The sequence below is a fragment of the Bacillus sp. FSL L8-0199 genome (genome assembly GCF_038005705.1).
Classification (GTDB): domain Bacteria; phylum Bacillota; class Bacilli; order Bacillales; family Bacillaceae_G; genus Bacillus_A; species Bacillus_A cereus.
This window is the reverse complement of record NZ_JBBOTS010000001.1, coordinates 3119757-3141389: the sequence shown is the minus strand read 5'-3', so window position 1 is coordinate 3141389 and position 21633 is coordinate 3119757. Positions and strand designations below refer to the sequence as shown.

Here is a 21633-nt window from a genome sequence, read left to right as displayed (position 1 = left end):
TTGACTACTAGTACATCTGAGTTGTTTCAATATATTAATATGACAGAAGAACAGAAACAATTATCACAACGATATTTACAGACAAAAGAAGAAGAGATTTTAAAAGATATTCAACTAACGACAATTCGTGATCAAAAAAGAAGCGATTTTGCGGAGCGATTTATAAACGATTTTAGGAAAGTGCATAAACAAGATCCGGATTTTTTTCGATTATTTTACCATATACTCGAGGAGCAATTATTAAATATTCTTGTAGTCCGTTTTGCGCATGTCAGTTTTTCTAAAATGAAGATTTATTTAGAAAAAAGTGCATTTCCTTTGGACAAACTTGTAACAATCGCATGCAAATATTTATCCAGTATTTCAAGTTATGTGAATGAAGCAGATGTTTTTCTTAGAGAGTTAACAAGAGAGAATCCGAACTATATAGAGGGACAATTACATACTTTACCAACTAACCAGCAAGTAACATTACTTCTTGTAATGTTTGATGTAGATTATGAAAAGTTTCGTACATATAGTTCTTTATTGAATGAGAGGTTAGAAGAACATACAGAATTTATATTGAAACTGCTAGGGGAAAAGGAAAAGGTTGAAGCAGTTAAACGGTATTTAAAAGGTATAGATGATAGTGAAGTATTTATAGGTGGGAATTTACCGGAACATATTTGGCGGCTATTATTTTGTGTTCATAAATATTCGAATGTTGCGAGGCGATATATTGAAATATTGGCGAAGAAAAATGTTTGGGGTTTTATAAACTATGCAACACGTTATATGTGTCACACTCTCGGTCAGTCTCAAAACTACAAAAAAACTGGTAGTGTAAATAGAGAAACATATGAAGAAATTCAAAGTTTTTGTACACAGTTTTGGATTTCTAAGGAAAGATTTTTTGCGCATCGTCTAAGGCAACATGATTTAAATAGTGAGGATTTTTGTAAGACGTATGAATATGAATTGCTATGCTTTATGTTGGAGGAAGATCCTGAATTTATTCAATGTACTTTGCAATATGTAAGTAAAATGAATTATCTCATCATCGCACGCACGTTAGCTGAAAAAGGATATGAGCTAAATATAGGGAAAATGCGAGAAGAATTTTTTGTTGCTGCTTTGCAAATAAAATTGTCTACAGTGCGGGATACATATCGTGATTATTTACTAGGGAAATTGTCACTTGAGGATATGGAGCAAATACTTAAAAATCCGAAATATAGAAGTATGTATTGGGGTATGCCGGTGTTAGAGGTTGCGCTTCTTTGGGATATAGATGATGTAGCGAAGAGGGAAGCTGTACTTACACTACAGTTTGGAAATGAAGATAGTGTTAATTTATACGAACTTCTTTACGAATGTTCTGTCAGAGGAGTAGAACCGAAACAAGTATTAGAAGATCTGCTTTCGTATGGATTAAGTAAGGAAAAGCTTATCGCTTATGCAGTTGAAGAAGCTGCATGCTACAGTGAAGAGCGAAATAAGGCGAAGGAAGCGCTTGTTTGTGTAATTGTAAAAGAACAAGCGTACATCATTGAACGATTTGATGAGTATTCTGCTGTGGCCAAAGCATATATTTTAGAAGAGTTAGCAAAGGATAACATGATTAAAATGCGTCCAATTTTAATTAAAAGCTTAGGAGATTCATCTAAAAAAATGCGTGAGTCTGTAGTTAAACTGCTTTCAAAAGATGTAGAAGCTGCAGCAGATGTAGCAGTTGAACTTCATAATAAAAAGAAAATTGTTCGTGAAAATGTGATGAAAATACTTATAGAGTATAAGCTTGAAAAATATACGAAACTTGTACAGGAAGCTTTGCAAGAAAGTAAAAATGAATCTTTCACAGGAAAATTCTCGTTTTTATTTCAAACGGAGGAAGAAAAGATAGAAGAACTATGTGCACGTATTTTAACTGAACAAACAAGAAATTCACTTCTGCAATTGATTGGGGATGAGCCACAAATCCGTTTACGTGACTCTGATGAAATTGCTGATGCTGCAATTCCGTTAGCCTATTTACAACAGTATATTTCAGATGCTGTTATTGAGAAGAAAGAAACAGCAGAAGTAATTGGTAGAGCTTTAAATGAAGAGGACTTAAAAGAATATGTGCAAACAATATATCAAATATGGATTTCTCAAGACGCAGATGTGAAGAAACGTGGAATTCTTTCGTTATACGGAATGTATAGTGACGACAAAATGGTCGACATACTTATAAAGCAAATTGATGAATGGGTGCTTCAAATGAGAGGAAAGATAGCAGCGGATGCCGTTCGTGCTTTAGGTTTGTCTTCATCTAAGCTTGCACTTATGTCTATTCATGCAATAGCATTTAAATATAAACATAAGCAAGTACGTAATGCAGCAAAAGAAGCGCTAAGTCTTGCTGCGAAAACACGTGGTATAACAGAGGAAGAGCTGGAAGATCAATTGGTGCCGGACCTTGGCTTTACTATACATGGTGAAAAAATAATGGATTTCGGGAATCGAAATTTTACTGCCATTTTAACTACAGAGTCAAAAATTGAATTAGAGACAGAAGAAGGAAAACGTATGAAGTCACTTCCAAAGCCGAATGCAAAAGATGATGTAGAAAAGGCTGAAGAGGCTAAAAAAGAATTAGCCTCTTTAAAGAAGGAACTCCGAAATACTCTTTCCATGCAAAAACAACGATTGGAAACGGCACTTTCATTAAAGCGTTATTGGTCACATAATGCATGGAAGTCTGTATTTATGGATAATCCAATTATGAAGCAATTTTCTATTTCACTCATTTGGGGTGAGTATAAGGAGGGGAAGTTGCTGAAGGCATTCCGTTATGCAGAAGGTGGCGTGTTCTGTACAATTGACGGGAAGAGTTATGAACTTTCATCTGGCACTGTTATTGGTTTCGTTCATCCGTTAGAATTGCCTGAGGCGGAGAAGAAATTATGGAAAGAGCAATTAGAAAGTGCGGGAATTGTTCAGCCGTTCCTACAAATTGAGCGTCCAGTGTTTGTAGTAGAAGAGAATGATGAGAGTGCTATTGAGAGATTTGGCGGTATTTTACTAAATGGTCGTTCGTTATTCGGTAAGATGACGAAGCTTGGATGGATCCGTGGGTCTGTTCAAGATGGCGGTGTATATTATACATTTTACAAAGAAGATACTCGTACCGGATTAGGCGTGCAATTGTCATTTAGCGGAGCACCGATTGGTTATGAAGATGAAGAAGATGTATGTGTATTTGACATTCAATTTTATAAAGCAGGTACAGTGAATCGTGGTTCATATGAATACGATGAGATTGATGATGAAAGACGCATTGTACCAAAAGAAGTAGATAAACGCTTCTTTAGTGAAATGTTATATGATGTGCAAGTAGCGACAGATTCAAATCTTGGGCATAATGAAAGTTGGCGTAGCGAACGATAAGAAAACCCCCTTCATTGGTAGGAAAATGAAGGGGGTTTTTCAATGTTTCAAAAGGTTCTTTCATAATAAAAGCGAATTAGGGGGAAGAGGATTTTTATCCTTTTAGAAGGGATTGGTATCATGATCAAATAGATGATTGGGTAAATGGAGAGTATCATACGACTACACTGAATACAGCGGGAATAGAAGGGAAAATGTTAACGTTACAGCCACGGTAATAATAGAAAAGACTTTTACTATATGTAAGAGTCTCTTTTTTTGTAAACGCGACAAAATTTGACAAAAAAATTTGCAGGAACTTGTTATAATTTCTGTTGGAATATTTTGTTTAACGAGAAATGGGTGTATAGCGTAAAAGATTTCGATGTCATACAAATACATTTTTTGTTTTACATTCAAGGATTTCATAAGAGAAGAATTACAAAAATGAATGACATGGAGAAGTCATAGGGGGAGAGGAGATTTAGCATGAGTATTAAAGTAATAAGAGCAACAGGGGTAATGGGAGGAGTAGCAAGAGTTGCTGTAAAGGTAGATAACGAAGTAGTAATGAAACTTGAGAATAACGAAGAATATACGCTTCCTTTTGAATTAGATGAAGCGAATATTAAAGTAAAACAATTCTTTTTTGGAAGTAAAGAAAAGAAAGTAAAGGATGGCGATGTAGTAGAAATTAAGATAAATAGTATTGCTATGCTATTACTGATGGTGTCAATGATGGCTGTTTTATTTGGTTCGTCAATTGGTATAAATATTGTTGTTTTTGGTGTGATAGGAGCTTTAGTTACATTAGTATACGGATTGAATAACTGGTTTCGTTTAGAGGTTAAATAATTATTGTATATATATTTATTTCAGTTGATTTACTATACATGGGATGAAAATATTTTTAAGTGGGAAATGGGGAGAATCAGTATGAAGAAAATGGTTGTAATATCTAGTTTGGCGCTAATAGTAGGTTTAACAACTGGTTGTAGCAGTGAAAAAACAAGTGGACCTAAAACAGTATCTGTAAAAAAAGAAAAAGAGTTAGTAGCGAAAGATATTTTTAAAAAAGCAGCTGACGGATTAAAACAAGAGGAATATCTTACATTGACATCTCTTATGTCAATGAAGGGGAGCGGCCAATCAGAAGAAATTAAAATGAAAATACAAATGGAGCCGAAACTGAAGAATTCTAGAGCTGAAATGAAAATAAGTGGTACAGATATTGTAACGTATGAAGTAGATGGAAAGGTCGCTGCTCAAGTGAAAAACCCTGATACAGGAGAGTTAGTTACGATACCTAATGATCAATTTAATGTAAATGATGTAATGGTCAGTAAAAATTTACTTAATGAGTTAGATTTACCGGAAGCTTTGGCTAAGAAAATGAAAGCAAAGAAAGATGGAGACACATATAAACTTACACTTGAATTAAAGGGAAAAGAAGCGGTAGATACGTTACAAAAAATTAATGGAGATATGAAAAAATTAACGGAAGGATTTAATATGGATGCGTTTAACATTGAATATATAATAACAAAAGATTATAAATTTGAAGAGATGCGAACAACTATAAAAGTGAGTGAAAGTAACTCAGATAAAAAAGCTAGTACAGATAAGGAAAAATTGGATGCAGTTGTGAGTATAAAGATTGATTCATATGAAAAGTTTGATTCAATTAAGTTACCAGAAGGGATTCAATAATTTCAATCGTAAAAGGATAAAAAGGAGCGGAAATCTGCTCCTTTTTTATTTTTCCTACTATTTTTAGAAGATTTATATGAATATAGTTGAATGGCACTTCATTTTTTTCTGGAATAAATGTGAAACGTTGTATAAAATAATCAAGAAAGCCAAAAATTATAGGGGGAAAGTTGTGAAGAAAAATAAGAGTTTAATAAGTTTTTTAGGAGTGTTTATTATGTTGTTTTCTTTTTGTTTTCAAGGAAATGTACAGGCAGATGTAAATACTGTTCAATCTGGAAAAATCAAATCAGGAAACGTAACAGTATGGGAAGTTGGAAATGTAGCGAAAGTATTAGCGGATGTGGAGCGCTTAAATTTAAATACAGTAAATGTACCGATTCAAGTAGATATCCCAAATGTGACTTCTACTAACATGGTAATTAATCAAGCGCAAAAGCAACAAGCTATTATTTTAATTCAAGAATTATTAAAGCGTAATATTCAAGTTATAGTGGAACCGTTCCCATATATTCAGCAGGGGAATGTTGGAGAGACAGAATGGAACCCAAGTAACATTAATGATTTCTTCTGGAATTGGAAGACGGTTATTCTGCAAGATATTTTTAATTCCATTACAAGTAAATACAATGTGTATGGACTAAAGATTGCTTCTAATTTCGTGAATATGGAGTATGCAGAAGGATACTGGAGCGATACAATTGATTTTGTTCGTAATCAGTATAAAGGAAATATTTTGTATCAAATGAACTGGTGGTTAACAGCAAGCTGGGACTCTTCTTATGAAGAGAAGTTTATAGAGAAAATAAACCGTCCGTATTTAAAGAAGGTAGATATTGTTAGCATAGACAGTTGGTTTGAAGTTTCTGGAAAAAGAAATCCGTCATATGAAGAAGTGAAGCAAAGTTTATTTGCGACGACAGTATATAATCGTGGGCAAAATGTTGTTCAGCAATTGGAACAATTACATAATGCAACAGGAAAGCCAGTTTATTTCGGTGGATTTAACGTTCCAGCACGTGAACTTGGATTACAAAATCCATGGAATCCAGATGTTTCAAATGTGTTTTCGAAAGATGTACAATTAAATGGATGGCGTGCTTACCGCGATGTATTAGAACCGAAATCATATTTTAAAGGTTTTTCAATTTGGTTTATTGGCTCTAATGATAGTACACATGCGTATCAAATACATAGTAAAGAAGCAGAGGCAGTTATTAGCGGGTGGTACCGAAAATAAATTTTATAAAATAGGTAAGTTTTGAAGTTTACTACATATATTTCTAGTGAAAGGCCTTTCACCATCTTATCACCTAGGGGGCAATCATAATGAAATTTTTGTCTTACCTTACAGTAATTTTGGTGATTCTCGGCGGTTTGAATTGGTTGTTTGTAGCGTTAGATTACAATGTAGTTGAGAAATGGTTTGGTTCTATGCCGGCGCTTGTGGACACTATTTATTGGCTCATTGGTCTTTCTGCTATTTATCAAATTTTTGATCGGTTCTTCACGGACAATTAGCAATTATACTTTATTACTAGAGTGTTAAGTACGATTATGTACTTAACACTTTTTTGTATGTTTATAAAAATAGTTTGCACATGCAAGCGATTCCATTGCGTCTTGCGCCGTAATAATAGAAAACAAATTGACCACGTATTATATTTTGGGTTATAATTCAGAAAGTTTAAAAATTAATAAAAATGAGAAATAGGGAGGTTATGAGGGTAATGGAGAGAGTCTATAATTTTTCAGCAGGACCATCAATACTCCCTTTGCCAGTTTTAGAGAAAGTGCAAAAGGAGCTTGTAAATTATAACGGGACAGGCATGTCTATTATGGAAATGAGTCATCGATCTTCTTATTTTCAAAGTATTATAGAGGAAGCGAGTAACTTACTTCGTGAATTAATGAGCATCCCTGATGAGTATGATGTTTTATTTTTACAAGGCGGTGCGTCATTACAATTTTCTATGATACCACTGAACTTAATGAATACGTATAAAAAAGCTGGATACGTACTAACTGGCTCATGGTCTAAAAAGGCACTGCAAGAAGCCGAAAAAGTTGGGGAAGTACAAGTGATTGCTTCTTCCGAGCAAGAGAAGTTTACTACGATTCCTAAACTGGACGGTTTACTAAGCGATGAAAAACTAGATTATGTACATATTACAACGAATAATACAATTGAGGGGACAAAATATGTGGATATTCCACATATAGAAAGAGTGCCGCTCGTTGCGGATATGTCTTCAAATATTTTGTCAGAACAATATGATGTTTCGAAGTTTGGTCTTATATACGCGGGAGCACAAAAAAATTTAGGACCAGCGGGCTTAACGATTGCTATTATAAAAAGAGATTTAATTGGGGGAGCAGATCGCTCTTGTCCGACAATGTTAAATTATGAAACTTACAGTAAAAATAACTCCTTATATAATACACCGCCATCCTTTAGTATTTACGTAACAAAACTTGTACTAGAGTGGTTGAAAGAGCAAGGCGGAGTATCTGCGATTGAAGAACAAAATAGAATGAAATCTTCACTTATTTATCATTTTTTAGATGAATCTAAATTGTTTACTTCACCAGTTGATCCTGCGTATCGATCACTTATGAACATTCCATTTACAACACCGTCAGAAGAACTTAACAATGAGTTTTTACAAAAAGCGAAGGAACGCGGCCTTGTTACGTTAAAAGGACATCGCTCAGTTGGCGGTATGCGTGCCAGTATTTACAATGCGATGCCAGCACACGGCGTAAAACGATTAGTAGATTATATGAAGGAATTTGAGCTTGAGAATAGATAGGGAGATGGGGATATGTTTCGTGTTCAAACGTTAAATCAAATTGCAGAAAAAGGCTTGCAAGTTTTTACTGAAGAACGTTATGAAGTAGGAGATAGAATCAATCATCCAGATGGAATTTTGCTTCGTAGCTATTCTTTACATCAAGAAGAGTTTTCAAAAGACTTAAAGGCGATTGCAAGAGCTGGCGCTGGTGTAAATAATATTCCTGTCGAGAGATGTACAGAAAAAGGAATTGTAGTATTTAACACGCCGGGGGCAAATGCAAACGCTGTAAAGGAACTCATTATTGCCAGTCTTATTATGTCTTCACGCAACATTATTAATGGTGTAAGTTGGACGAAAAACTTAGAGGGTGAAGAAGTACCACAGCTTGTTGAATCAGGAAAAAAACAATTTGTTGGATCAGAAATTGCAGGGAAACGTCTAGGTGTTATCGGACTTGGCGCAATCGGTGCTTTAGTTGCGAACGATGCGTTAGCGTTAGGCATGGATGTTATCGGATATGATCCTTATATTTCAGTTGAAACAGCTTGGCGTCTTTCTACACATGTGCAAAGAGCATTTAGCCTTGATGAAATTTTTGCAACGTGTGATTATATTACACTGCATATTCCTCTTACGAATCAAACGAAGGGGATCATTGGGGAACACGCTGTAGAGAAGATGAAAAGAGGGATGCGTCTATTTAATTTCTCTAGAGGAGAACTTGTAGATGAAAAGGTTCTTCAAACAGCATTAGAAGAAGATATTATTACACATTACGTAACGGATTTCCCGAATGAAAATGTAATAAAGATGAAAAATGTAACAGCGACGCCTCACCTTGGCGCATCAACGTCTGAATCGGAAGAAAATTGTGCAGTAATGGCGGCGCGTCAATTACGTGAATATTTAGAGACAGGAAATATTCGTAATTCAGTAAACTATCCAAACGTAGAATTGCCGTATATCGGAAAGAAACGAATTACAATTATGCATCAAAACGTCCCGAATATGGTAGGGCAAATTACAGGATGCTTAGCGGAACATCATATTAATATTGCAGATATGATTAATCGTAGTAAACATTCTTGGGCATACACAATGATTGATATCGATAACGGAATTGATGATATAATAAAAGAGAATATTGTGGAAAATATAAGCAAAATTACAGGTGTTGTAGCCGTTCGAATGATTGTGTAAAGGAGAGAGGAATGTGGCAAAAATCCGACCGTTTCGGGCCATTCGTCCAGTAGAGGAAAAAGCAGCACAAGTTGCAGCTTTACCGTATGACGTATTAAATAGTGAAGAGGCAAGGGAAGTTGTAAAAGGGAATCCATATTCTTTCTTGCATGTTGATAAAGCAGAAATTGATTTAGACCCTGCACTGTCACCGTATGATGATCGCGTGTATGAAAAAGCGGGCGACAATTTAAAGCAATTTATACGAGAAGAAGTGTTCATACAAGATGAAGAGCCAGCGCTATATATTTATGAACTGACGATGCAAGGAAGAACGCAGTCAGGCCTTGTCGTTTGTACATCTATTGATGAGTATGAAGATGATACAATTAAAAAACATGAAAGAACACGTCATGAAAAAGAGTTAGATCGTATTCGCCACGTAGATGTGTGTGACGCAAATACAGGTCCGATCTTTTTAACGTACCGTACAAAAGATGAAGTAAAGCATTTAATTAGAAGCTGGAAAGAAGAGCATGCGCCAATTTATACATTTACAGCAGAAGACGGTGTTAAGCATGTTGCGTGGAAGATTGCAGATGAAGATGTAATTACGACTTTAGTAAACGCATTTGAAGATATTCCTAATCTTTATATTGCAGATGGGCATCACCGTTCTGCATCAGCTGCAAAAGTAGGACTTATGCGAAGAGAACAATATCCAAATTACACAGGAGAAGAGGAATTTAACTTCTTCTTATCCGTTCTATTCCCTCATGATGAATTATCGATTTGGGACTATAACCGAGTTGTGAAAGATTTAAACGGTTTATCAGAAGAACAGTTTTTAAAACAAATCAAGCAATACTTCTATGTAGAAGAGGCACCTGTTTCTCCGTATAAACCAAATGAACCAAAAACATTTGGAATGTATGTAAATGAGAAGTGGTATAAGCTTACTGTGAAAGAAGAAACATTTGATGCGAATGATCTTGTTAGAGGTTTAGATGTATCTATCCTGCAAGATCATTTATTAAGCCAAGTACTTGAAATACATGATCCGCGTTCTGATTCACGCATTGATTTTGTTGGCGGAATACGGGGGCTAGAAGAACTAGAACGCCTTGTGAACAGCGTCGAATACAAAGCAGCATTCGCATTATATCCGACATCTATGGAAGATTTATTAGCAATCGCAGATGCCGGAGAAGTCATGCCGCCGAAATCAACGTGGTTTGAACCGAAACTGCGTAGTGGGTTGTTTGTTCATTCTTTAAAGTAAATATTGACTTCTATAGTTTTGAAAAACCGAAATGATTTGAGTTTCGGTTTTTCTTATTTTGGCTCAGTTAACGTTTAATGTTGATTTTCATGTTAAGATTGAAATATGTAACAGCAGGTCGCTACAAAAAAATGGAGGAAATACGATGAAAATGCATCTTCAAAAAAGTTTTTATGTTGAATTGAAAAATGCAATTCGTTGTCATTATAACGAACTTTTAACTAGGTGCGGTGTTGACACAATATATGGGTACTCCATATTAACAGACGATTGTGTCAATAGCATTGGACCAGTGGCTAATGAAGAAAGACTAATCAAAGTTAATAAATCGGACCCTTTATACAATTATTATAGATACGGAGCTGTTGAGTGGAGCGAATGGGACGATTTTGGAATGTTTGATGAAGTGAAAAAAATTATTAAGAAATATCATAATATTGTCGAAGATGACTTTAATATACGAGTAAATACACTGTTGAAAGAAACGTTAAATGTGTTAATGGAACTTGAATCAGAAGGATTGTTTGGAGATAGAGATGATAATCGATTTATTGTCATTTGTGTAACTGATTCTTCGAACGAAATCATGATTGAATCAGCTCGATTGCTTAATACATTAAAGACATACGAAGAATATGCTTCAGAATTTGCATAAGAATAAATATAAGTAAAACTGCTCTCTATAAGAGGCGATTTTCATTTGATCGAAAGTCACCAATTAATAGTAACGATTCGTTGTGACGTAACAATTGAACAATTAGAACCTGATGAAAAAAACGTACAAAGATAATTGCGATGTTTACATGTGTGAATCAAGTTGGAAAAGAAGTTATGAAGGGAAGTTTTTCGGGGATTATTCTTTAATAGGAGAAGTAATGAATAAGTGGGTTCTCCATGCCTCTCAGGCTTAGCGTTTTAATTCCCCCATAACGTATATTCTGTTCTTTTCTTAACTATTAGAAAATAGTTGAATAAGCTCGTCAACAAAAAGGACATTCCGAGTATTACAAGAAATGTCCTTTCTGCTAAAATGTAAGGTATTTTGCTAAAATTCAAACTCTAAAATCAGTTTACTAGTTTGACCTGTAAACTGATAATTATAGGACCCTCTCAGATTTTCTAAGTTACCGGTAGCTTTAATAATTGTTCCTGGGGAATCTAAATTTCCTTTATCAAATATTCCTTGCTCTATAGCTGTGAATGTCCCTTGTTGCCCCTTATAAATTCCTTCAAAGTGTAAAAATCCAGAAATTTTAGCCGTAGCCAAGTGACCATCATTTATATTTGAGTCTACATAATATAATAAGTATTCAACAAAAGCTTTTCCTTTTAATTCTCCATCAATATCATATTCAACATGGGCAATATTAATAGGGAAATCTTTTCTAGTATCATCAATTAGTTTTTCATCCCATTTACTTACTGTAAATGTTACTTCCATACACGTAAATCCCCCTTTATCATTAGATAAGTAATCTTCATATCATTTGAAAAGTACCAATTCACAGTCATATCTTATAGGAGTGTTTTTTATTTATTTGAGTCCTGTCATATCGTTATCTGCTCCTCCCCACGAAGGACTTACTGTTGCCACGGTATCTCCTTGCTGTAATCTCTTTGGTTTTTTTAACATGTTAACTCCGCTCCTACATAATGTAATGGACTACGATTATACAAACTGTATCATTGAAAAACATGATGTATGACATTAGTTTCTTCATCATCAATCCGTTTACCTGCTGGGATTCAAGAATTCAGTCTTAGTGTTGAATATAGGAATAACCGATTTATATTTGAAAATTACAGTATGCAACATTGCATGAGGAAAACGGTTGTTATTTTCACTACCTGTAACTATAATGATTACAGGTTGGTCGATACCAATCAAAAAAATAAAATCATCATGAATGGAGATGTTTCATAATGGGTATGAAAAAATTAATTTTAGCAGGTGCTTTAGGGATCGCAGCATTATCAGGAACAAATTTACCAGGACTAGAAGTAACAAAAGCGAGTGCAGCTTCTATTGAATCGAATTTCTCGACGTTAGAAGGACGAGTAGTAGAAGTAGATAACGGTGTAATTGTTGTAAAATCTAAGCAATATGAGGAACCGGTTAGTGTGTATATTGATTCACTTTCAAATGTGAAAGTAGGAGATGAAGTAAAAGCTACTGGATCTATGATGCGTAATTTTACAGAATATATGGTTGCAACTGCAGTTGAAAATACAACAAACAAGTTAGGTATGCACATGAAAGAAGATGGCTCACCTAATTATGTAATTGGAGAAGTATCAAAAGTAGGAACGATGGAAGATGAGGGAGACGGTGCTACTAAATATGTTGTAGTTGAGTATCCATCGCTAAATGGAAAGAAAGCTATTATTGATGTTTTCTTAACAAAGGGACAAGTATTTAATGCGGGTGAGAAAGTGAAAATTGATATGAAGTATGTAGGCTGGGGTGGTATTTCTATTAACTGGAACACAGTTGATCATATTGAAAAAGTTCATGAAGCAAAGACGAACGCTGAAAATAATGATGATGTATGGATTTGGTCTTAATAAGGCGAGTATAGGTCGTTATTTGCAATTTTCTCCAAACAATACATGTAAAAACTAAATGTATCATGCAGTACCCATCTCATTGCGTATGACAATTAGATGGGTACTTTTTTATTTGAAATTTGCGCAAGTCAATGTTCAGCATTTCTTTTTAAGAGTAAATTACGGTTGAAATCAAAACTTTATTTGCAGTACATAATAAATAATGTTGATTTTTTATCTTATATTAAAATAAAAACAAACCACTGTTCGATTTGAATATTCCACGATATAATGGTGAGAGTTTATGACAGAATAAATATTTACATAAGAAGTGAGGTACTGTATGAAAAAAAGAACGACAGACATTATTTTTATTATTATTGGTGCATTTCTTTTTGCATTAGGTGTCAATTTGTTTGTTATCCCGAACGAGTTTGGTGAGGGTGGGGTAACAGGTATCACGATTATTACGTACTATTTATTTGAATGGTCACCAGGCTTAGTTAACTTAATTTTAAATGCGATTTTGTTAATAGCTGGTTATAAATTTTTAAATAAGATTACAACAATTTATACGATTATCGCTGTAGTGACTAACTCGCTATTTCTTCATTTAACAGAAGGCTGGACAATTGCTTCGGATGAAATGCTTGTAAATGCCATTTTCGGAGGAATATTTATCGGGTGTGGTATTGGTCTTATCATTCGCGTTGGTGGAACGACAGCAGGTACTACGATCTTAGCAAGAATGACGCATAAGTATTTAGGCTGGAGTATTAGCTACGGTCTACTGTTCTTCGATTTAATCGTTGCGTTTTCATCTTATTTCATCATTGGTGCAGAAAAACTGATGATAACAATTATTATGCTATATGTAGCAACGAAAGTGATGGAATTTGTAATTGAAGGGTTAAATCCGAAGAAGGCTATTACGATTATTTCTGATAATCCAGATGAAATTGCCGGGAAGGTGACAACCTTAATGGGGAGAGGGGTTACCGTGTATTCAGGTCATGGCTATTACACGAAAACGCCGAAGGATATTCTTTATGTTGTTATTAATAAGCAAGAAGTAGTGAAGCTAAAACGGATTGTTCAAACTACGGATCCGGCGGCGTTCATCGCTATACACGATGTTCGTGATGTGTTCGGAGAAGGATTTGTTGATATTTCGAAGGCTTAGAAATTGTTTTTGATTAAAATAATTTTAATACTAAAACGTGAGAATCTATTTTGAATAGTCTTTTTTCAAAATAGATTCTTTTTCTTGCAAAAAATTCAATTGTTTCTTAAGGTAAGGATGTAGAAGGATGAACAAGAGAGGGTTTAATGAAGATGATACATATTTTATTAGCTGATGATGATAAGCATATTAGAGAGTTGTTGCATTACCATTTACAAAAAGAGGGGTTTAAAGTTTTTGAAGCAGAAGATGGAAAGGTAGCGCAAGATGTTTTAGAGAAGGAAAATATTCATCTTGCGATCGTAGACATTATGATGCCGTTCGTTGATGGCTATACGTTATGTGAAGAAATCCGGAAGTATCATGATATACCGGTTATTTTATTAACGGCGAAAGATCAGTTAGTTGATAAAGAAAAAGGATTCATTTCTGGTACGGACGATTATATCGTAAAACCATTTGAACCAGCTGAAGTGATTTTCCGTATGAAAGCTTTATTACGACGTTATCAAATGCTGAGTGCAGATATTATTACGTTGCACGGAACGACAATTGATCGAAAAGGTGTAGAAGTAAAGTGTAACGGTCAAACAATTTTGCTTCCTTTAAAGGAATTTGAGTTATTATCACAACTTGCTAGTTATCCTGGAAGAACATTTTCAAGAGAAGAGCTAATTGAATTAGTATGGGGAATGGATTTTGAAGGAGATGAACGAACAGTTGATGTTCATGTGAAAAGGCTGCGAGATCGTTTCTCAAAACGAACGGATGATTTTCAAATTACGACAGTGCGCGGCCTCGGGTATAAGTTGGAGTTGAACTAAGATGAAATCACTATATTCTAGATTTGTATTTATGACGGTCGGCATTATGCTACTTAGTAGTATTATCGGCTTTTTATTAACGAACGTATATTATCAAGTGAAGTTAAAACCGTATAACAGTGAAAAGATTTTAAAGTATGCTGAAGAAGTTAAATCGTTATATGAAAAGCAAAGTGAAGAAAATCAAGAGGCGTACTTACATTCTATCGCAAAGTTAGGGTATGAAATTTATATTGTCGATGATCAAAAGAATGGAAAGCGTATCGGTAATGCGTTTCGTAAGACGTCTATTAGCGATGCTACTGTTCATAAAGTATTGCAAGGAGAAACGTTTAATGGTGTTTCTACATATCCAACGCGTCTCTTTATTACAGGGTTTTTCGATAATGAATTAATTAATAGCGTCGGTGTCCCAGTACAACACGGTGATAAACAGTACGCTTTATTCATTCGCCCTGACGTTCAACAACAATTCGGCGAGATGAGAATTTTTCTAGCGGTATTACTAGGGTTTATCGTACTATTAAGTATTATTTTTATAGCGATTGCAGCAGGTTATATCGTTCGCCCAATCCGTAAATTTACGAAGGCTACGCAAAAAATTGCGAGTGGGGAATATGAAATTGAATTAGATGTAAAACGAAAAGATGAAATAGGAACGTTATCTACAAGCTTCCAAAAGATGACGAAAAGTATAAAAGAACTAGATGAAATGAGACAAGAATTCGTTTCGAACGTTTCACATGAATTTCAGTCGCCGCTTTCTTCCATACAAGGTTTTTCAAAGACGTTGCAAACAGAAAAGATGAGTGAGGAAGAAAGAAATCATTACTTACAAATTATTGAGGGTGAAAGTAAGCGAATGTCTAGTTTATGTAAACAGTTACTTACGCTCGCTTCATTAGATAAAGAGGAAAAGGTTCTACAAATAAGAGAATTCAATCTGCAGAAGCAAATTAAAGACGTCATTTTTATGCTTGAGTGGAAATGGCGGGAAAAAGATATCGCCGTTGAATTTAATGTGCCAGATATCACTATAAAAGGTGATGAAAACTTACTTCACCAAGTATGGAGTAACATTTTCACGAATAGCATTAAGTTTTCAAACGATGGTGGAACGATTGAGTTTTTCGTCGAAGAGTTAGAGTCTAGTGTCATTATTTCTATATCAGACAACGGAATCGGTATGGAAAAAGAAGAAATGGATCGTATTTTTGACCGTTTTTACAAAGTAGATACAGCAAGGACGAGAAACGTAGAAGGTAGCGGTTTAGGGTTGTCGATTGTGCAGAAGATTGTTGAACTGCATCATGGAAACGTTTCGGTGTATAGTACGAAGGGGGAAGGAACGACCGTTCGGGTGGAGCTTCCGAAATAGATGGAAAGAAAGAGGCTGTTTCGGAACGGCCTCTTTTTTTGTCGTTTTATGTCGGTAAGTCGATATAATCGGAAAATCGCTGATATAATTTGAGTTGCGCCGATATATTTTGAAAATCGCCGATATAATTCTATTTGCGCTGATATATTTGAAAAATCGCTGATATAAATTTCACGTACTGTATTCCTGTTACAAAGCAGTACCTTTTACCCGTTCTTCCTTAAACTGAAGCTCAAAAGTATCCGCCGTAATTTCATCTGCTTTCGGCAAAGCCCGTAATTTCGGATGAAGCAGCCATACGAGAGAAATGAATAAAATTCCAATGCTAGCGAGCGCGAAAATAAGTTGGCTACTATATACATTAGCAGTGTATCCGCCAATTAAAGAACCGAACGGCATAGCAATTGTGCCCATACTTCGTGTAACTGAATTGATGCGCCCAAGATACTGGTTTGGAATTACAATTTGACCAATTGTCGCAAATAATATGTTGGTCGCCCCAATTGGTATCCAAGCTAAGCCAAATAAGAGAATAGATAACCATTGAAACGGTACAATCGTAGAGAGAAACCAAAAGAAAGCGCTAGTCGCAAAGCTAATAATGGAGACACGGCCAACACTATGTTTACCAACCCATGAACTGAATAGTGCTCCAATTAAACTACCGGCGGATATAGCGGCTAAAAAGAAACCGTATAATTTCACCCCGCCTAAGGAATCAGTGAAAGAAGGGAGTATTGCCATCATCATACCGATTGAAAAATTAGCGACAACGGAACCGATTAAGAAGACGCCCATTAATGAACGAAATACGATTGAAAAACCTTCTTTTAAATCAGAGAAATATTGTTTAGTTGAAAGTGTTGTGTCTGATTCCGTTTGCTGTGGCATTTTCAATGAAACGAACAAAAGGGCAGTAATCGCGAATGTAAAAGAGTCGATTACATATAAAGTGATTGCGCCAAGTAGTGCTACTAATATTCCAGAAAGCGTCGTACAAATTAAATCAATGCCTTGATATGCAAATGAAAAGAGTGAATTTCCTTTTAATAATTGTGTTTTATGCAGTAGAAGTGGTAAAGCTTTCGATTGTGCGGGATAGGCGAATTGTTCGATAAAGGCTACGATTGGCATGATGATGAGTAGTAGTTGGACTGTTAATAGGTCGAAGTAGTGTGTAATAGGAATGATTAAAATAAGAATGCATTGCAAAACTTGTGTGATGACGAGGGTGTTTTTAATTGACCATCTATCAACGAATGGACCAGTAAGAAATTGAAGTGCAGAAGGTAATAACGTAAGGAAACCAGCTAATCCAGAATAAAAGGGATTGTCACTTAGCTTATATACGAGCCACATCGCTGCTACATAATACAAGCTATCTCCTATGTTTGTAAAAATTCTCCCTAAAAATAATAAGACGAAATTTCGGTTTTTTAATATGTCCACTTTATCTACTCCTTTATAATAATTTTATTCGGTAAAATAAAATTGACCGTCTTGGTAAAAAAAATCGTATTACGATTTTTCTTCTTCTTTAACAAATTGCTGCATTGTTCTCTCAGCGATTTGAAGTGCAGTAGTAGAAATATAATAAGGTTTACTATTCGGATCTTTATCTGCACCTTTTGTAATTTCGTTTAATTCAGCCATCAATTCATGAAACTTTTTCACCCAAACTTGAAATTGTTCTGGCGTAGCATCAAACTCCCAGCAGGATGAAACGTAATTCCACTCAGCTGGATCTTCACTTGCATTTCGTAATGTAAAAGCTTCTTCTGGCGCAGCGAAGATTTGGTTTTTTGTTCTTTCTATCATTTTTAAAAAGATTTGGCGACCTGATTTGCTTAATATTTCTAAATGAGGTAATAGGTCTGCGGCAGGGGTAAAGCCTCTAGCGACAGATTGATAAAACTTTTGAATGATTCCATTCTTTTCTTCTGTATAAACAATTTCTATAAGACTATTCTTTTCTAATTCTTTTAAATGATAATGAATTTTCGCCCTTGAAATGCCGAATTTCTCAGATAGTAATTGTCCTGTATAAGGACGTTCGCATAGACGCATCATCATTTCGGCACGTAGTGGATCGCTTAATGCTTTTAGTTGACTATAAGTAGTTAGTGTTAATACGGGCTTCAACATGATCAACTCCTTGAATTAAATTACTCGGTCAATATTATTTGACTGAATTGTATCAAGGATTTTAATTTTTTTCAATACTTTCTGAAAATTAAATCTTACTCTCTGTAATCTTCTGTTCATATTCCGTTCATATTTCTTTTTTATGATTAGTGCATAGAAAGAAAGAGGAAGGAGCGAGCGAAATGTTTTTAGCTCTGCGTGAATTGAAACAATCAAAATTAAGATACGGATTAATCGGACTGATTATGGTGTTATTATCATTTTTAGTTCTTGTTATTTCAGGATTAGCAAATGGACTATCATATGATAATGCTTCATCGATTCAAAATATGGAGGCGAATAAGTTCGTTTTAGCAGATGATGCGGAAAATAAATTACTTCGTTCACAAATTAAGAAAGACGATGTAGATAACGTAGTAAATCAAGTAGGCGAGAAAGAAGCCGTTCCGTTTCGTGTGAAAGTTTCAACATATGAAAAGAAAGATAGTTCGAAAAAGGTTGATATCGCTATTTTCTCAAGTGAACGGGATTCATTTTTAGAACCGAAAATTGTAAAAGGGGAGAAATTAGGTACAGCAAACAACGAGATGGTTGCTGACGAATCGATTAAAGAGAAGGGAATCGATCTTGGAGATACAATTATCGATCCTGTTTCAAAGAAAGAATTTAAAATCGTCGGATTTACGAAAGATCAAATGTTTAGCCATACACCAGTCGTTTATGTAAATGAAGACGTATGGGGATCCATTTCACAACCAAACCAAAAAGATTATAGTGCAATTGCACTTAACGCAGATAAAGAGATTAAAAATGCTCATGTTATCGATAAAAAAGAAGTACTGCAAAGTATTCCAGGATTTAAAGAAGAGCAAGGAACATTAACGATGATTATTGCGTTCTTACTTGTTATCGCTGCGTTATTAATCGGTGTATTCTTCTACGTTATTACACTGCAAAAAACACAGCAATTAGGTGTATTAAAAGCAATCGGTACAAAGAACTCGTATTTAGCAAATAGCTTAGTCGTGCAGGCGTTATTCTTATCAGTCGTTGCGATGGTAATCAGTATCGTTCTTGTACAAGGGTTAGAACAAATTTTACCAGCAGGTATGCCGTTCTTATTAACAACACCGATGATTGCGCAATATGCAGCAATCTTTATCGTAATTAGTATTTTAGGAACACTTATTTCGTTATACCAAGTATTAAAAGTTGATGCATTAGAAGCAATTGGAGGCGGGATGTAATGACTTCATTATTAAAATTAGACAAAGTAAGTAAAGTGTACGGAGAAGGGAATACGGAAGTAACAGCCCTTCATCCGATATCGCTTGATGTGAAAGCCGGAGAATTTATCGGAATCGTCGGTCCTTCTGGATCAGGGAAAAGTACGTTATTATCAATCGCGGGTGCATTATTATCACCATCAAAAGGGGATATTTACATTCGTGAGCAAAATATTACACAGTTATCAGAAAAGGAAATGACAGACATTCGTTTGAAAAAAATCGGCTTCATTTTCCAGTTTGCAAACCTTGTTCCATATTTAAATGTGAAAGAACAGTTACTTTACATTGCAAAGCTAAAAAAAGAAAGTAAACAAGAATCCGAAAAGCGTGCAGATCATTTATTAGTGGCATTTGGATTAGGAGAAAGAAAGAATCATTATCCAAATCAACTATCTGGCGGGGAAAAACAAAGGGTAGCAATCGCTCGTGCGTTCATGAACAACCCAGATTTAATATTAGCCGATGAGCCAACGGCAAGTTTAGACTCAAAACGCGCACGTGAAGTTGTTGAAATGATGAAACGCGAAGTGAAAGAGAGCCAAAAAGCAGCAATTATGATTACACATGATGAAAGAATGCTTGATGTATGTGATCGTATATTGACGCTTCGAGATGGACAGTTAATATAAAAAAAGGAAAACCGTACATGTATGTGCGGTTTTCCTTTTTTTATGGACTTATTTAGAGAATAACGTTTTAATTTTATTACGAGTAAGTAATAAAACACCGCCTAATACAGATAGCATTCCTAGAGCCATATTGTTTGATTGCTCGCTACCAGCGTTAGGAAGTTCTTTAGCGTTATTGTTTTTAGTACCATTATCTGCTTGCGTTTGTTTAGACTGTGATACTTCATTAATCTTGTTATCAACATTTTGCTTCGTTGTATGTAACTCAGCTAATTTGTCGTCAATTTTTTTCTCAGTATGCTTAAAGTCGTTGATTTTAATATCTAAGTCTTGTTTTTTCTTTGATAAATCATCTGAAACAGTTTGTTTCGATTGTTTAATTTCGTTAATTTTATTAATTAAATCTTGTCTAGCTTCTTGTAAAACAGCTAGTTTGTTTTTTACATCTTGTTTAGCTAATTCTAAGTTAGCGGAAAGACTGTCTAAATTGCCTTTAATTTTCTTAAGTTCCTCTAACGTGTTACCGGTATTCGGCTTGTTTTCTTTTAGTTCAGCGAGTTTGTCCTCAGCAGTTTGTTTCGCTTTCTTTAACTCAGCTAATTTTTCATCTACTTGTTTTTTAACTTCCTTAAGTTCATTAACCTTTTGATCAATGTTCTCTTTATGTTGCTTCATTTCATTCACTTTTTCATCGACAGTTTGTTTATGTTCTTTAATCTCATTCACTTTGTTATCGATATTTTGCTTATGTTCTTTTACTTCAGCAACTTTATCTTCTACTTGTTTTTTATGCTCTTTAATTTCAGCGATTTTATCTTCGGCGATTTGTTTGTCTTGCTGCAGTTTTGCATCTAGTTCTTGTTTATGCTGTTTAACTTCGTTAATTTTTTCATCAGCAACTTGTTTACGTTCATGTAGTTCATTCACCTTCGTATCAACATTTTCCTTAACCTTGTTAAGTTCATTTAATGTTTGATCCACGTTTTCTTTGTGTTGCTGCAATTTTGCATCTAACTCTTGTTTATGTTGCTTAATTTCAGCTAATCGATCTCCCGTACTTTGCTGAGGAGTAGCATCATTTACTTCAGCATGAGCAGAGTTCGCGCCAGCAATCATTGCTAAAGCTAGTGTAGACGCAGCAATTGTTTGTTTTGTTTTCATATTTTTGTACCTCTTTTCTTTCATATGCATGAACTGTTTTGTGTAAAAATGAGCATATAGAAGTAGATTCTTCCATCATTATATACCATCTGCGCCGTCTAGAGGAAGTATTTGC

General features: G+C 34.9%; 19 protein-coding genes. 15 read left to right on the top strand and 4 right to left on the bottom strand.

What is annotated here, in order from left to right:
- The 9 genes from NST86_RS16220 to NST86_RS16180 all read left to right on the top strand — a co-directional run bounded on the left by NST86_RS16220 (nucleotide 1) and on the right by NST86_RS16180 (nucleotide 11017).
- Nucleotides 1-3414, top strand: coding sequence for a DUF4132 domain-containing protein (locus NST86_RS16220; protein ID WP_340934091.1), 3414 nt, complete (start codon nucleotides 1-3; stop codon nucleotides 3412-3414).
- A gap of 468 nt (nucleotides 3415-3882) precedes the next feature.
- A complete protein-coding gene (locus tag NST86_RS16215; protein ID WP_086423257.1) occupies nucleotides 3883-4248 on the top strand; it encodes a hypothetical protein in 366 nt (121 codons plus the stop codon).
- 81 nt (nucleotides 4249-4329) lie between these two features.
- Entirely contained in the window at nucleotides 4330-5103 is a 774-nt protein-coding gene (locus NST86_RS16210) for a DUF6612 family protein (RefSeq protein WP_000738991.1), read from the top strand.
- A 172-nt stretch (nucleotides 5104-5275) separates the two neighbouring features.
- Nucleotides 5276-6343, top strand: a complete 1068-nt coding sequence (locus NST86_RS16205) for a glycoside hydrolase family 113 (protein ID WP_025966673.1) — start codon at nucleotides 5276-5278, stop codon at nucleotides 6341-6343.
- An 89-nt stretch (nucleotides 6344-6432) separates the two neighbouring features.
- Nucleotides 6433-6624 carry a DUF378 domain-containing protein gene (locus tag NST86_RS16200; RefSeq protein ID WP_000670803.1) on the top strand — a complete coding sequence of 64 codons (192 nt, stop codon included), beginning with the start codon at nucleotides 6433-6435 and terminating at the stop codon, nucleotides 6622-6624.
- A 209-nt stretch (nucleotides 6625-6833) separates the two neighbouring features.
- Nucleotides 6834-7916, top strand: a complete 1083-nt coding sequence (gene serC, locus NST86_RS16195; protein WP_000442937.1) for a 3-phosphoserine/phosphohydroxythreonine transaminase — start codon at nucleotides 6834-6836, stop codon at nucleotides 7914-7916.
- Between the two features lie 12 nt (nucleotides 7917-7928).
- The gene (locus tag NST86_RS16190; protein WP_000490230.1) at nucleotides 7929-9101 is read left to right on the top strand and encodes a 3-phosphoglycerate dehydrogenase family protein; all 1173 of its coding nucleotides are present in this window, start codon (nucleotides 7929-7931) and stop codon (nucleotides 9099-9101) included.
- A 13-nt stretch (nucleotides 9102-9114) separates the two neighbouring features.
- Nucleotides 9115-10362: a DUF1015 domain-containing protein gene (locus tag NST86_RS16185; RefSeq protein WP_086423258.1), complete on the top strand. Its 1248-nt coding sequence runs from the start codon at nucleotides 9115-9117 to the stop codon at nucleotides 10360-10362.
- Nucleotides 10363-10507: 145 nt separating this feature from the next.
- A complete protein-coding gene (locus NST86_RS16180) occupies nucleotides 10508-11017 on the top strand; it encodes a DUF4303 domain-containing protein (RefSeq protein WP_000781769.1) in 510 nt (169 codons plus the stop codon).
- 390 nt (nucleotides 11018-11407) lie between these two features.
- Here NST86_RS16180 and NST86_RS16175 read toward each other — a convergent pair whose 3' ends face one another.
- Complete coding sequence (locus tag NST86_RS16175) at nucleotides 11408-11803, bottom strand: DUF3224 domain-containing protein (RefSeq protein WP_000454083.1); 396 nt, start codon at nucleotides 11801-11803, stop codon at nucleotides 11408-11410.
- 482 nt (nucleotides 11804-12285) lie between these two features.
- Here NST86_RS16175 and NST86_RS16170 point away from each other — a divergent pair, with 482 nt between their 5' ends.
- From NST86_RS16170 to NST86_RS16155, 4 genes are all read left to right on the top strand, one after another.
- Nucleotides 12286-12927 (top strand): F0F1 ATP synthase subunit alpha, encoded by a 642-nt coding sequence (locus NST86_RS16170; protein WP_000525524.1) that lies wholly within the window; start codon nucleotides 12286-12288, stop codon nucleotides 12925-12927.
- Between the two features lie 325 nt (nucleotides 12928-13252).
- Nucleotides 13253-14092: a YitT family protein gene (locus tag NST86_RS16165; protein WP_000747484.1), complete on the top strand. Its 840-nt coding sequence runs from the start codon at nucleotides 13253-13255 to the stop codon at nucleotides 14090-14092.
- 146 nt (nucleotides 14093-14238) lie between these two features.
- Entirely contained in the window at nucleotides 14239-14916 is a 678-nt protein-coding gene (locus NST86_RS16160) for a response regulator transcription factor (RefSeq protein WP_000781962.1), read from the top strand.
- A 1-nt stretch (nucleotide 14917) separates the two neighbouring features.
- A complete protein-coding gene (locus NST86_RS16155) occupies nucleotides 14918-16294 on the top strand; it encodes a sensor histidine kinase (protein ID WP_016118249.1) in 1377 nt (458 codons plus the stop codon).
- Nucleotides 16295-16483: 189 nt separating this feature from the next.
- On the opposite strand, the gene NST86_RS16150 is transcribed toward NST86_RS16155, so the two are convergent.
- Complete coding sequence (locus NST86_RS16150) at nucleotides 16484-17743, bottom strand: MFS transporter (protein ID WP_000353379.1); 1260 nt, start codon at nucleotides 17741-17743, stop codon at nucleotides 16484-16486.
- Between the two features lie 69 nt (nucleotides 17744-17812).
- Nucleotides 17813-18436, bottom strand: coding sequence for an ArsR/SmtB family transcription factor (locus NST86_RS16145; RefSeq protein WP_033683910.1), 624 nt, complete (start codon nucleotides 18434-18436; stop codon nucleotides 17813-17815).
- Between the two features lie 185 nt (nucleotides 18437-18621).
- On the opposite strand from NST86_RS16145, the gene NST86_RS16140 reads away from it, so the two are divergent.
- Nucleotides 18622-19686, top strand: a complete 1065-nt coding sequence (locus NST86_RS16140; RefSeq protein WP_000477751.1) for an ABC transporter permease — start codon at nucleotides 18622-18624, stop codon at nucleotides 19684-19686.
- Nucleotides 19686-20357, top strand: a complete 672-nt coding sequence (locus NST86_RS16135; protein WP_086423259.1) for an ABC transporter ATP-binding protein — start codon at nucleotides 19686-19688, stop codon at nucleotides 20355-20357. The genes NST86_RS16140 and NST86_RS16135 overlap by 1 nt, the downstream gene beginning before the upstream one ends.
- A gap of 48 nt (nucleotides 20358-20405) precedes the next feature.
- On the opposite strand, the gene NST86_RS16130 is transcribed toward NST86_RS16135, so the two are convergent.
- Nucleotides 20406-21518, bottom strand: coding sequence for an LPXTG cell wall anchor domain-containing protein (locus NST86_RS16130; RefSeq protein ID WP_000851007.1), 1113 nt, complete (start codon nucleotides 21516-21518; stop codon nucleotides 20406-20408).
- Nucleotides 21519-21633: the final 115 nt, after the last annotated feature.